11 protein-coding genes are annotated in these 13,645 nt (G+C 26.9%); 3 read left to right on the plus strand and 8 right to left on the minus strand.

Annotation, left to right across the window (positions count from 1 at the left end):
• Positions 1-126: 126 nt before the first annotated feature.
• A complete protein-coding gene (locus L3J60_RS07065; protein WP_291974790.1) occupies positions 127-1,752 on the plus strand; it encodes a histidine kinase dimerization/phosphoacceptor domain -containing protein in 1,626 nt (541 codons plus the stop codon).
• 11 nt (positions 1,753-1,763) lie between these two features.
• On the plus strand, positions 1,764-2,522 hold the full coding sequence (locus L3J60_RS07070; RefSeq protein ID WP_291974791.1) for a response regulator: 759 nt from the start codon (positions 1,764-1,766) through the stop codon (positions 2,520-2,522).
• Positions 2,523-3,616: 1,094 nt separating this feature from the next.
• On the opposite strand, the gene L3J60_RS07075 is transcribed toward L3J60_RS07070, so the two are convergent.
• The 6 genes from L3J60_RS07075 to L3J60_RS07100 all read right to left on the minus strand — a co-directional run bounded on the left by L3J60_RS07075 (position 3,617) and on the right by L3J60_RS07100 (position 9,652).
• Complete coding sequence (locus L3J60_RS07075; RefSeq protein WP_291974792.1) at positions 3,617-4,093, minus strand: hypothetical protein; 477 nt, start codon at positions 4,091-4,093, stop codon at positions 3,617-3,619.
• A 70-nt stretch (positions 4,094-4,163) separates the two neighbouring features.
• The gene (locus L3J60_RS07080) at positions 4,164-4,607 is read right to left on the minus strand and encodes an Hsp20/alpha crystallin family protein (protein ID WP_291974793.1); all 444 of its coding nucleotides are present in this window, start codon (positions 4,605-4,607) and stop codon (positions 4,164-4,166) included.
• Positions 4,608-4,722: 115 nt separating this feature from the next.
• The gene (locus L3J60_RS07085; protein WP_291974794.1) at positions 4,723-5,772 is read right to left on the minus strand and encodes a cyclic nucleotide-binding domain-containing protein; all 1,050 of its coding nucleotides are present in this window, start codon (positions 5,770-5,772) and stop codon (positions 4,723-4,725) included.
• Positions 5,773-5,893: 121 nt separating this feature from the next.
• Positions 5,894-7,870 (minus strand): dehydrogenase E1 component subunit alpha/beta, encoded by a 1,977-nt coding sequence (locus L3J60_RS07090; RefSeq protein WP_291974795.1) that lies wholly within the window; start codon positions 7,868-7,870, stop codon positions 5,894-5,896.
• Positions 7,871-7,996: 126 nt separating this feature from the next.
• The gene (locus L3J60_RS07095) at positions 7,997-8,476 is read right to left on the minus strand and encodes an AsnC family transcriptional regulator (protein ID WP_291974796.1); all 480 of its coding nucleotides are present in this window, start codon (positions 8,474-8,476) and stop codon (positions 7,997-7,999) included.
• A gap of 72 nt (positions 8,477-8,548) precedes the next feature.
• On the minus strand, positions 8,549-9,652 hold the full coding sequence (locus tag L3J60_RS07100; RefSeq protein ID WP_291974797.1) for a M14 family zinc carboxypeptidase: 1,104 nt from the start codon (positions 9,650-9,652) through the stop codon (positions 8,549-8,551).
• 291 nt (positions 9,653-9,943) lie between these two features.
• Between L3J60_RS07100 and L3J60_RS07105 the strand changes: the two genes are divergently transcribed.
• Positions 9,944-10,339, plus strand: a complete 396-nt coding sequence (locus tag L3J60_RS07105) for a helix-turn-helix transcriptional regulator (protein ID WP_291974798.1) — start codon at positions 9,944-9,946, stop codon at positions 10,337-10,339.
• Between the two features lie 193 nt (positions 10,340-10,532).
• Here the strand turns inward: L3J60_RS07105 and L3J60_RS07110 are convergent, their stop codons facing one another.
• Both L3J60_RS07110 and L3J60_RS07115 read right to left on the minus strand, forming a co-directional pair.
• Positions 10,533-12,971: a M1 family metallopeptidase gene (locus L3J60_RS07110; protein ID WP_291974799.1), complete on the minus strand. Its 2,439-nt coding sequence runs from the start codon at positions 12,969-12,971 to the stop codon at positions 10,533-10,535.
• A gap of 125 nt (positions 12,972-13,096) precedes the next feature.
• A complete protein-coding gene (locus tag L3J60_RS07115) occupies positions 13,097-13,645 on the minus strand; it encodes a DUF4252 domain-containing protein (RefSeq protein ID WP_291974800.1) in 549 nt (182 codons plus the stop codon).

The following is a 13,645-nucleotide window of genomic DNA, read 5'->3' on the forward strand; positions in this document are numbered from 1 at the left end:
CAAGAATATCTCGAACATCATCGTAATCCATCTAACTTGGATAATGATAATATTATTTTGGAATAAGAATTTCATTCTTTACATTTTTTTTGAACCTATGGATTTTCAATCCATAGTGGTTTAGTTATGTTTGGTATTTATATAGAAATTGGCTCATATTCAAAGGCTTGGGAAGCAATAAGAACACGAGATAATGTGCTCTCTAATACACAAATTCAAAATTCATTTTTTGATTCATTTAAAAAGATAAGGATTAATGACTTGGCAAGAATTTATTTAGAAACAAATAAATATAATGAAGCAATTGAGCAATATCAACAACTAATTGAAATAGCCAAAAAGGATAATAATTTATTTTATGAAGCAGGTACTAATAATAATCTTGGATTGGTTTATTTAAGAATGCATAAACCAGATAGTGCAATCACTAATTTTAATCAATCTATTTATTTTTGGAACAAATACCTTAAGGTAATAAATTTTCCATCTGTAAGAGATCGTATGTTTTTGGATATAGTAAAAAGTAATATTGGGCAAGCATATAATGATAAAGGAGAATATCAAAAAGCAATACCATTGATTAGAAATTATATTGATATGAATATTAAAATTAACGAGGGTGACGGTATAGTTATTGGTTTAAACTCGTTAAGTCAATCTTATTTGGGTTTGCATCAACCAAAAAAAGCATTAGCATTATTGGATAGTGCTAATTATTTGATGAAAAAAAATAAGTCTGTTTTTGGTATTAAAAACACATATCAAAATAAAGTAAAAGTATATGAGTATTTAGGAAATACAAAAAAAGCCTATTCGTATTATAAAAAGTTAGTTGCATATAACAACTCAAAGGATACAATAGAAAATACGAAAAGAACAGCCATTTTAGAGGTAGTTTATGAAGTTGAACAAAAAAACAAACAAATTGCTAATCAACAAATTCGTGTAATAGAAGCTGAATCTAGCAGGAAATTTCAAAAAGACAGACAAAAACTTTTAATAATAGGTATGCTATTGATGCTCGTTATTGTTATTGGTTTACTATGGAATGGCATTCAAAAAAGGAAAAAAACAAGAATACTTAAAGAAAAAAGCGATCGGATTGAGGAACAAAACGACATTATAGAAAAAACATTAGTTGAAAAAGAAACCTTATTAAAAGAAATTCATCATCGTGTTAAAAATAATTTGCAACTAATTTCTGGAATGTTAGAATTACAATCTTCAAAAATTAATGATGATGACGTACGTGAGATAATGGAACAAGGGCAAAATAGAATAAAATCTATGGCATTAATCCATCAACAACTTTATGAAAGTGAAGATTTAGGTGAAATTGATTTTAAAAAATATGTCATCCAATTAACCAACGATATCATAATAACGGTAAACGATACTAATAAAAATATTGGTATTGTTTTAGATAGTATAGATTTTTCGTTAGATATAAATACCGCAGTTCCTATGGGGTTAATTATTAATGAATTAGTCGTTAATGCTTTCAAACACGGGTTTTCAAACAAAAAAGAAGGAACGATTACCATTACGCTTAAAGCTTTAGAAGATGAATATTATCAACTAACAATATATGATAATGGAAATGGATTACCTGCAAATTTTAATATAAATAATACCAATTCATTAGGTTTACGATTGGTAAAAGGGTTAAGTCGTCAAATTGGTGGAAGCTGCGAGTTTAAAAATGGAACAGGTACAACAGTTATAATTAAATTTAGAAATGACAATAATTAAAATAAGACATTATGGCAAATAAAGATAAAGTAAGAGTCTTAATTGTTGAAGATGAATATATTACTATTGAAACATTAACGTTGGTTCTTAAAGAAATGAATTGTGTTGTCTCTGGAGATGCGATGAGTGCAAAAGAGGCCATAGCTATTTTAGATAAAGGAGAAACTGATTTAGCCATTCTTGACATCAATATTAAGGGAGATAAAGATGGTATTTGGATTGCACAACAAATACAAGAAAAATACAATATCCCGTTTATTTTTCTAACAGCCTTTGGAGACAAAACCACTGTTCAAAGAGCCATTGAAACAGGTCCTTATGGTTATTTAGTAAAACCATTTACCAAAGTAGATGTATTCACTTCAGTAGAGGTTGCACTAAATAATTTTGAAAAGCAAAATACAGCAATTGATAAAAACGAATCAAAACCTTCAGAAACTGGAATTTCCTTTGCTGTTAGAGATAGTATTTTTATTCGTGATGATTATATGTTTGTGAAACTATTTATAAAAGACATCTTATTTATCAAGTCAGATAAAAATTATTTAGAAATACATTTGGCTAACAAAATGCATTTAGTAAGAGGTAAAATGTCTGATTTTATACATAATTTAACTAAAGAAAAATTTCTGCAAGCACACCGTTCTTATGTTGTAAATATTGAAGCTGTTGATTTAATTGGTGCTGGATTTTTGAAAATCGGGAACATAGATATTCCTCTAAGTACTAAATATAAAGAGGAATTAAAAAAGCGTATCACGATGTTTTAATGGTTTTTTGGTTTAATTACCCAGCGTTCAATATAGAATAAGAAAGAAATTTTACAACATAATTTTTATTTAACATAATAACTGAAGTCAGAATCTTTAAATGGCATCATATCATTTTGGTAAAACAATAAGGTGAAAAGAGCGTAATATTTTAGGGACCTTGTAGCAAGTATTATAAGGAACTTAATTTATCATTTCAATCGATTTACAATATCGCCACATAGAATTCATCCTAAAATATAGTGAATGAGCCGTAATTGTTTCCAAAATTATATGCAGCCTTGATTTTTGTTTCTTTTTATCAAGAAAAAAAGATAAGAATAATGAAAAAAAGCTTATTTGGAAACGAAATTTAAGCAAGTGTTTAGAAATTTTTATTTTCGAAAATTTTAAACTGTTGTGCCAGCATAACGAGAATATCCTGAAAACTTTTTAAACGAGAATATTCAGTAATATTCAAAACAAAATTATGAGACTAAAAGGATTGCTTTTTTTGGCGTTGGCAAGCGGCTGCAAATTGTGGTTTAAAAACAATTGCATTAGCAATTTTGTTTTAAGCAAACAATCGAGCGTTTGGCAGCGGCTATTTTACATAACGGCTAATTATAGCTACAAATTAATAAACGAGAACTCTCTTTAGAATCGCATATTTGAAATTTTCTAAACCCAAGTACTAAATATCGTAATGAAATAGAATGCTTCTGGGATATTTAACATAATATTCAATTATAACTATCAAATGGATAAACCACTATAAATACAAAACAATACATTTGTATTATAATTTATATTATGTTAAATAGATTAATTATGCTTGGTGAAACCAATAGCTACACTACAATACGTTTTTGAAATTAAAAACCGTTTTTATATAAAAAAACTTAACCTTAAGTTTAAGTAAATCTTACTAATAAAATTAAAATTAAATTTACCCCAAAATCGTTTAAATCTTAATCGTATTTCATAAATTTTTACTTGATACCAAATAATTATCTTTTTATAATTAATTCAATTGCTATCAAATATTATTTATATCATAAAAATTAAGTTATTTTATATGAAAACGGCACTATTTTAAAGAACTTATAAGCCTTTTATCTCAGCAATTTTTTTGATTTATTCATTTTCATAACTTTTAAAATAAGTTCAAAAATCTGTTGTTTCATGTATTTTAAATTATCCTTATAGTTCTCTACTTCTATTTTTAACAGTGTATGATTTTTTCTAATTTCTTTCTGCTTGGTCAAGTATATTCCTTCTGTTAAAAGGGATAAATTAATGGAATGAGCTTTAATAGATTTTGTTAGTTTTTCATTTAAACTAATTTCATGTGCTACTCCATTTAAATACATTTTTGCATCATTAAAGTTTTTTGAATTGCAAATTTCAATAACATGCTCGTCTATTAGCTCTTTTAAAAAAAATAATTCTGTTTTTATAAAATCAATTTCTAACAACCATTTCTGTGTTTTTTTATGTAAATATTCAAAACTATTGTAAATAATTGGTTCTTTTTGCTTAGGAATTGTATGTAACATAATATGGTTTTGTTTAAGAATTGTATGTAACATTTTATTTATTTTAGTAAAAATTAGAAAACCGAGAAATAAATTAGATTACTCCTCGGATTTCATTTAAAAATTAGGCTATTTCAATTATCTTTCTGTGTTCTTCATTTTTTAAAACTACTAGTTTTTCCAAATGAATCCTTAGAACACCACTATTATACTTAGCACTAATTTCCTTATTTAAGTCAATACTATTTGGTAAAGTAAATGATCTTTCAAATGAGTTATAATAAAATTCATGCCTTGTGAATTTTTCCTCATTTTCTTTCAATTCATTTTTGCTTTCCGCTGAAATTATTAATACATTTTCATCAATTGACACATTAAAATCTTTTTTACCAAATCCTGGTGCAGCTACTTCTATTTCAAAATTCTTTTCGTTTTCTATTACATTTATAGATGGTATCCAATTATTTTTTGAAGTCAACTCATCTGTAAAAATTGGATCTAGATGCAACATGTCAGGAAAAAATTGATTAAACATTGGAAAACGTCTGTTAAATTTTATAATTGACATAATTAAATTATTTAAGTTGAACATTATTTAATACTTCTAAAGTTAATTGTTATTATTAAAAAATGCAATGATTGAAATCAATAAATTTATTGATTGTTATCAACTAAAGCCTAAACTACTGTACTTCTTTTAGTTTTTTTTCATCAAGAATTGTTACACTTTTTTTTGTTAAACTTATTAGTTTTTCATTTTTAAAATCGTGGAGTGTTCTTATAAGGGTTTCTTTAGCAATACCAATAGAGTCAGCTAAATCAGTTCTATTTATTGTAATTGTTGTTCCGTTTTTTATAGGAAAATTATGATTAAAGTACCCTAAAGTTTCAGCAGTTTTTTTCCGAACGGAAGCATATGCAAGAAGAATAATTTGTTTTTTTAATTTTATTAAATCATTCACAATAACATCCATAAAATTATATAAAATTTTATTATTTTTTTGAATTGCAGTTAGAATTTCTTCTCTACTAATTTTATAAATAAATGTAGAAGTTACAGCTTTCGCATTTTCACAATGAGGTTTGTTTTTTATAAATGAAGTATAGCCAAAATATTGTTCTGAGGTAAAAAAACTTATTATAAATTCTTTACCATTATTATCAGTTTCATACGTTTTTACGGTTCCATTTTTTATTAAAAAAATATGATTGCTTTTATTTCCAGCACAATAAATGGTTTCATTAGGATTAAAATGATATAGCTTTTTTACAGATAGTATCTTATTTAATTCCTTATGTATCAATAATTTATCTGGTTTTTGATATAAATGTGATTTTTTATTTTGTAATGAAAATACTTCTACTCTATTTAATCTTAATTTTATTATTTTAAGAATTTTATATTTTTTTTGAGTAGTACTAATTACATCATCAGCCCCAAAATCCATAAGGGTTCTAATAAGAGTTTTTGTTGCTGTGTTTGCTATAAAAACAAAAGGAATAGTTCTAAGTTTAGATTGACTTTTATAATTTTTAAATAGTGCTAAACCATCTTCAATTTCCGGTAAATAAATGTTAGAAAGTATTAAATTTGGAAAAAAGGAGTTTATAATGGCTAAACCAGAAATTTGGTCGTTGGCAGTTTCAACCTCATAATTTGCTAGAGAAAGTAATTCTTTTATACTATTTTTTTGTTTTTCGTTGCTATCTATTAATACTATTTTAGGTTTCATAACTAACTGTTTTAAAACTTGTGATTTTTTACTGAAACCACCAATTTTGATGTAATTATTAAAGTTACAAAAGATAGAAATGATATCTAATGATAAATATCAGATAGCTATAAAATTGAGATTAATAATTTAATAAATCATTTAGTTCTTTATGAAGTTTGTTTTTAGGTAAAAATTGTTCTTCCAATTTTTTAGCAAAAGGAATAGGAGTTTCTATACTTGCCACTCGTTTTACTGGAGCATCTAAATATTTAAAGCAATGCTCATTTATTAAAGCTGAAATATCTGAAGCAATTCCACCAAACAAAGTGTCTTCTTGTAAAATTAAAGCTTTTCCAGTTTTTTTAACGGAATTATAAATGGTTTCTGTATCAAGTGGTTGTAACGTTCTTAAGTCAATGAGATCGGCATTAATTTTATTATTTTTTATTTCATCTAAAGCCCAATGCACGCCAGCTCCAAAGGTTATAATACTTACCTCATTTCCTTCATTTAAAACGATAGCTTTACCAAATGGAATGGTGTAATAATTTGTTGGAACATCCTGATAAATAGACCGATACAATGCTTTGTGTTCAAAAAATAGTACAGGATTTGGATCTTCAATGGCAGTTGCTAATAATCCTTTTGCATCAAATGGAAATGCAGGATACACTACTTTTAAACCTGGTGTTTTGGTAAACCAGGCTTCGTTAGTTTGGCTATGAAAAGGTCCGGATCCAACTCCTGCTCCGCAAGGCATTCGTAAAACTACATCTGCATTTTGAGCCCATCGATAAAATGATTTTGCCAATAAATTAATGATTGGATTAAATCCAGAAGTTACAAAATCAGAGAATTGCAATTCTACTACCGATTTAAATCCGTTAATAGATAATCCGTAAGCAGATTCAATAATTGAAGATTCACAAATTGGTGTATTTCTAACACGTTCAGCACCAAATTGTTCTAAAAAACCTTTTGTTATTTTAAAAACTCCACCATATTCAGCAATATCTTGTCCCATAATAACTAAATTAGGAAAACGCTCCATGCTTTGTTTCAATCCTTTAGAAATAGCATCTACAAATCGAATATTATCTACTGAATTGCTTGGTTTATCTTTATTTACATGATTTGATGGTGCATAAACATCTTTTAATTCTTCTTCAATGGTTGAAGTAGTTTCCTTCTCGGCAAAAGCAATTTTTAAGTTTTTACTAATTTCTTCAACAATTTCATGTTTATAAATTACTTCTTGTTCTTCTGTTAAAATATTTTCGGCTCTTAAAAAAGCTTGATAATTTTCAATAGGATCTTTTAAAACCCATTTTTCAAGTAAATCATGTGGAACATATTTATTGCCACTCGCCTCTTCATGACCTCTCATTCTGAAAGTTTTAAAATCTAGCAATATTGGTCTTGGATTTTTTCTAACACTTTTAGCAAGTTCATTCACTTTTTTGTGGACTTCCAAAATATTATTTCCATCAATAATATAACTTTCCATACCATAGCCAATACCTTTATCTGCAATGTTTTTACAGTTAAATTGCTGGCTTGATGGAGTTGATAAACCATATTCATTACTTTCAATACAAAATAATACAGGTAAATTCCATACAGATGCTACGTTTAATGCTTCATGAAAATCACCTTCACTTGTACTTCCATCTCCACAAAAAACTGCAGTAACTTTAGCTTCTTTTTTTAATTTATAGGATAATGCAATACCATTTGCTATGCCTAATTGAGGTCCTAAATGGGAAATCATCCCAATAATATTATATTCTTTTGTGCCAAAATGAAAAGAACGATCTCTACCTTTTGTAAAGCCTCCTTTTTTACCTTGCCATTGAGAAAATAAACGATGTAAAGGAATATTTCTGGTAGTAAAAACACCTAAATTACGATGCATAGGTAATATAAATTCATCAGAATTTAAACATTTTGTAACTCCAGCTGGGATAGCTTCTTGACCAATACCTGAAAACCATTTTGATATTTTACCTTGACGTAAAAGAATGAGCATCTTTTCTTCAATCAAACGAGGTTTTAAAATTAGTTTGTATAATGCTATTAATTCCTCATCGGAATAACCCTGGCGATTAAAAACCATTAATATTTAATTTTAGTTAGTAGTTGGAACATTTTTTGTTCAAAAAATCAAATGTAATTGATTTATAAGGATAAAAAAAAGCCTTAACAAATTTTTGTTAAGGCTTCTTTTAAATAAGGTCATTTTTTATAATTCTCTAAAAATAGAATGCATTAAGCGGGTTTTATCGTTTATACTTTCTTCTAAAGAAATCATTGTTTCTGTTCTTGAAACACCATCAATATCATCTATTTCAAAAATGATTTCCTTAGCATGAGTCGTGTTTTTAGCTCTAATCTTACAGAAAATATTATATTTTCCAGCAGTAATATAAGCAATAGTTACATTTGGTATTTTCCGTAAGTCTTTAATTACTTGTTTTGTTTTTGAAGTTTTTCCTAGATATATTCCAATATGTGAAATAAAAGAATACCCCATTTTTTCATAATCAAGGGATAATGTTGAACCTTTAATAATTCCTTCATCCTCCATTTTTTTTACACGAACATGAATAGTACCAGCAGAAACTACTAGTTTTTTAGCAATGTCGGTAAATGGTGTTCTTGCATTTTCTATTAAAATATCTAATATTTGATGATCTATTTCATCTAATACATATTTTTTCATACTACGTTATTATTGATAATTAAATAATTTACTGCAAATTTATCAAAAAAAAATCAAATATCTACTATTTATTTACGAATTTGACAATTTTAATTGATTAAAACACAAATTTTTTGATTTAATTATAGAACTAGTATGATAATTTGTTAAGTCACCTATTTTTTCAACATGTTCTTCTTTTTCTAATTTATGGTTATGATATTTAAAAACATACTGAATTCCAACATCTTGTATCTTATTATTGGGCATTTTAACGTTTTTATAAATCTTATCTAAAAATAGCATATCATTATTTGGAATGTTAAAATAATCCTTATAATTAGCATAATTGGTTGTTGTTGCTATATAATAAAATCCTTGTAATAAAGCCAAAAAATTAAATTTTCTAGTAATATCTCTGTCATAATCATTCTTATAATGTCCACATTCAATTAAAACCGTGTTATAACCTAGCTTTTGAAAATTATCTCCCGTAGCCGTTGGGTAAAATTCATCAGTATATCTACCAATATGATTTGGAATAATTTTTTGTAAGAAGTTATTCATTGCTACAATTACACTCATAGTTTCTTTTCTGCCTTTAGTTAAAGACCTATTTTTATCTTCAGATGGAGCCAAAAATGAAATAGTTGCTGGGTTTGAAGTTCCTTTTATATTAAAAACAGAACGTTGGTCGTGTAAATTGAAACAAAAAGAAGGATTAAAACGTTCTAATTCTCTACATAATATTCTACTTTCAATAGCTTTTTGCTCAACAGCATCTCTATTTAAATCAATTTTATGTGCATTTTCACGTGTAAACAAAATGGCACCATCCGGATTTAACAAAGGAATAAATTCAATTGTACAATTTTCTATAATGGTTTTAATATAAATTGAAGTATTCTTCTTTTGTTTTTTTACATAATTAAAAAAGTCAAACAGTGCTTTTGTCCCAGTACTTTCATTTCCATGCATTTGAGACCAAACCAAAATTTTAGTTTTGCCATTTCCTAAGGTTATTTTATAAATTGGAATGTTATTTTCTGAATAGCCAAGAATTTCTTTTTTAAATGGTGCAGATAGATTTTTTATTAATGGCTCAATATTATCAAATAATATTCTTCTTCCTTTTAAGCCCTCTTCAAAAAAAATAGGATAATCAGCTAATAAATTATCGGTATTTAATGTAGTCATATGATTTAGTAAATTACAAATGTAAATATAACAAAGTTTACAAATGTAAATAATGTAATTTCATTAAAAATATACAATTGTAATCAATTAAAAGAATAGATTTTACATCAATAATGAGTGAGTATAAATAAAATTGATAAGTACTATATAAATAATTGTAAATAAGTTAGTTATAATATATTATATAAATAAATAAATTAAGTTATTTTCACAAAATATTAAATTTAAACAGCTAATGTTTTGAATGTAAGTTTAGTTTATATACATTTGTAATCTTATATACAAGTTACAATGGTAAACGTAGAAGAATTTGCAGAACGATTAAAATTTATGTTAAATTACTATGAAATTTCTGCTGCTCAATTGGCAGAAAAGATTGAAGTACAGCGTTCAAGTATATCTCATATACTTTCTGGTAGAAATAAACCAAGTTTAGAATTTGTGCTAAAAATTCTAAAAGCATTTCCAGAAGTAGAATTGTATTGGTTATTAAATGGTAAAGGTAAATTTCCTAAGGTTGATGAAAAAGCACTTACCACTTCTCCTCTATCTTCTAATTTAGATGATATTGAGAATAAAAAGGTTGAACCTAAGAAAGCAAATAGTATTGAGAAAGTTGATAACACAACAATAGAACGGATTGTTGTCTTTTATAAAGATGGAACATTTAAAAACTATATTCCATAAAAAAAGGCTCTATGTAATTAAATAAAGCCTTTTAAAACGTTCTGAAGATGTCATACTGAGCTACGTCGAAGTAGCATTTTAGAATCTTTTCTTGCTGATTATCAGTTATTATGAGAACGAACCTGAAACAAATTCAGGTTGACGAAAATTTTACATTTTAGGTTACCTTTTTTAACAGGTTTCTGTTTGATAATTATTTCAGCAACTGAGCAATTCCTTTTCGTACAATTAAAATGATTTCATCTTTATTAGTATTTTTAGATTGCATTTGAATAGTTACAATTTGATTCATCATATTAACAGCCATTTTATCAAATTTAAATTTTCTGTATCGTTTTCCATTTTTTACAAACTTGTCTGTTAAGTTACTAATAGCTTCAGTGTTATTGCTTTCAATAATCATTTTGTATCCTTGTCCATATAAGGCTTGCGTGTGTTTGTCTCTTGAATTAAACATTCCTAAAAGTACATGTTTAGCAATAAACGGTAAATTAGTAGTGTCTTTTTCATTAATGTAAATGGTAGTAATTGCATCTGCTAAATTCTCTTTTGTTTCTTTATTTAAGGTTTTGAGCTTATTTAATGCTGCAGGTTTATCTATTTGATATAAAGCTACTAATGCACTTTTTGTCATCGCAAAAGATTCGCTATTTAAGGCTTTTTCAAATATTGGTTTATATATAGGATCTACTAATTTTCCTAATACATTAATTGCTGCTGCTTTTACCAGTGTTTTTTTATCAAATTTAGCCAATTGTACAATTTTAGCAATGGCATCTTTTTTATTATATTTTTGAAATAAATCGATATGTTCTAATGCATAAATTCGTAATTCATAAAAAGGATCATTTAAACCTTTTAGAAGAGTATTATAAGCTTCTTTACTGGTAGTTTGATTTTTTGCAACTTCTTCTAAGGCTAATTTTCTATCTAAATAATGCGTAGCGTGGTTAAATTGATAGATATAATTTGTTAATGTTTTATTTACATTTATTTCTGCTAACAGCACGTGTTTAGCATCAATATTTATAAGTTTTGGTAGTTTATTAAAGCTAAATGTAAACGATTCATCAGCATGGGAAACCCAAACGTTATGTCGTATTTTATTATTGTCTTCATAAATGTCAATACTTAAAGGAAATATAAAGGTTTTATCTTGTTGTTTTATGTTTACGGTTACGGTTTTATTGATGGTATTATAATCATAAGTAACAGTCATTTTTATATGTCCGTTACCATAATACCATTCATTAAAAAACCAATTCAAATCTTTACCACTTACTTTTTCTAGTGCCAAACGTAAATCCGTTGCTTCCGCAGTTCCAAATTTATGTTCGTTTAAATATTCTTTAAGTCCAGCAAAAAAAGCTTTATCACCTAAATAATCATTTAACATGTATAAGATTGCACCACCTTTTTGGTAGCTAACAACATCAAACATATCTTCTCTATCTTTATAATAAAATCGAACTAAATCTTCTGAATCTTTTTTGTTGTTTAAAAAGGTTTGCTGATCTTCATCCATTAAAGCATTTGCTTCATCATTGCCATATTTGTATTTAAGCCACAAGTATTCGCCATAAGTTGCAAAAGATTCGTTTACCGTTAAATTTGACCAGCTTTCGGTGGTTACTAAATCTCCAAACCAATGATGAAATAATTCATGTGAAATGGTGTTTTCCCAAATATTTTTATCTATGAGTTGCCCTTTTTTTTGTTGAGCACCTTCGCCGTGTACTACTGCGGTAGTATTTTCCATAGCGCCACTTACATAATCTCTAACCACAATTTGGTCGTATTTATTCCATTGATAAGGAACGCCAGTAATATTGGAGAAAAATGTTATCATTTCAGGAGTTTTTCCAAAAATTTCTTTGGCCACAGGCTCATATTCTTTTTCTACATAATAATTTACAGGAATTCCATTCCAAGAATCTTTTACAATACTGAAATCACCTACTCCCATAAAAAATAAATATGGAGCATGTTTTTTATCCATTTTCCAATAATCAGTTCGTGTTCCATCTGCATTTTTAGTTTGACTTTCTAATTTTCCGTTGGATAAGGTTACATATTTATTAGGAACTGTCATATAAATTTCTTCGGTACTTTTTTGATTTGGGGAGTCAATAGTTGGAAACCAACAGCTATTAGATTCTGTTTCACCTTGTGTCCAAATTTCAGTTGGTTTATCAGGATCTTCTCCTTTAGGATCAATAAAATACAATCCTTTGGCATCAGTTATGGCTGCACTTCCACTTTGTTTAACTTTTTCAGGATTTGCAATATAATTTACATACACCGTAAACGTTTCATCTTTAGTATAGGTTTTACCTAGTTCAATAGTAATTTCATCATCAGAATAGTTGTAATTAGCAGGTTTATCATTTACTTTAACTTGTTTTATAGTAAAAGCTTTTGCATCTAAAACTACTTTATTTGCTGGATAAAAATGTGGTGAAAGTGTTACCCAAGCTTCGCCATTCATTTGGCTTTTTTGAAAATTAAAATCTACCTTTAATTTAGTGTGAATTAAATCGTTTACTTTGGTTCTTTCTGCTCTGTAGTCTGTTTTTTGTGCTACTATAAATGTTGAAGAAATTAGAAATATAGCAAGTATTATTTTTTTCATTAGGGTGTTTATGTTTAAGTGAGATTTCAAAAGTACTATTTTAAATTAATTTTGGTGTTAATAAGCAGTTAAAAAGCCATACTGTAAATGAGTATGGCTTTAATTTTATTATGATTTCAGATTGTTTACTTTATACTTTTAAATAATCCTTCTAATTGTTTTAATTGATTAGAATTACCATCGATTTTAATTTCTTTGGATAATTTAATAATGTCAGAAGGATTCATTTTTTCTCCTAAAATTCTGACAATTGCAAATCCTTTTTCGTTATCAGAACCAAAAATAATAACTTCATTTATAGCATTTTCTTTACCCAAGTAACTTATGCTAATATTACTTTTGTTTCGCTTAAATCTGATGAGCTGTTTGTACTTTGGATTTTTAAGAATTTTATTGACTTTAGCTTTTTCTGAATTATAAAAAGTACGATTTTTATCGTTTAATTCCAACGCTAAAAAATTCATTTTTTTGATGGTGTTCAAAGTGTTTTTAGCATCTTCAGAAATATCGGTATCCTTTAATTGAATAATACTTACAGGAATATCAACAGAAATAAATTCATTATTTTCCTTGCTTTCAACAATATATTTTTGCAATGAAGGTGTTGTATTACAAGATGTTAGCACTAACATAGTTATTGCTAAAAAACTACTTATTTTAAAAATAACTTTCAT

Origin of the sequence: Lutibacter sp. (assembly GCF_021647475.1) — a bacterium.
Lineage (GTDB): Bacteria > Bacteroidota > Bacteroidia > Flavobacteriales > Flavobacteriaceae > Lutibacter.

Coding starts and splice junctions, on each gene's coding strand:
- L3J60_RS07095 (WP_291974796.1), bottom strand. CDS start 8,476: ATGAAAAAATATGTATTAGATGAAATAGATCATCAAATATTAGATATT.
- L3J60_RS07075 (WP_291974792.1), bottom strand. CDS start 4,093: ATGTTACATACAATTCTTAAACAAAACCATATTATGTTACATACAATT.
- L3J60_RS07105 (WP_291974798.1), top strand. CDS start 9,944: ATGGTAAACGTAGAAGAATTTGCAGAACGATTAAAATTTATGTTAAAT.
- L3J60_RS07070 (WP_291974791.1), top strand. CDS start 1,764: ATGGCAAATAAAGATAAAGTAAGAGTCTTAATTGTTGAAGATGAATAT.
- L3J60_RS07090 (WP_291974795.1), bottom strand. CDS start 7,870: ATGGTTTTTAATCGCCAGGGTTATTCCGATGAGGAATTAATAGCATTA.
- L3J60_RS07100 (WP_291974797.1), bottom strand. CDS start 9,652: ATGACTACATTAAATACCGATAATTTATTAGCTGATTATCCTATTTTT.
- L3J60_RS07065 (WP_291974790.1), top strand. CDS start 127: ATGTTTGGTATTTATATAGAAATTGGCTCATATTCAAAGGCTTGGGAA.
- L3J60_RS07110 (WP_291974799.1), bottom strand. CDS start 12,971: ATGAAAAAAATAATACTTGCTATATTTCTAATTTCTTCAACATTTATA.
- L3J60_RS07115 (WP_291974800.1), bottom strand. CDS start 13,645: ATGAAAGTTATTTTTAAAATAAGTAGTTTTTTAGCAATAACTATGTTA.
- L3J60_RS07085 (WP_291974794.1), bottom strand. CDS start 5,772: ATGAAACCTAAAATAGTATTAATAGATAGCAACGAAAAACAAAAAAAT.
- L3J60_RS07080 (WP_291974793.1), bottom strand. CDS start 4,607: ATGTCAATTATAAAATTTAACAGACGTTTTCCAATGTTTAATCAATTT.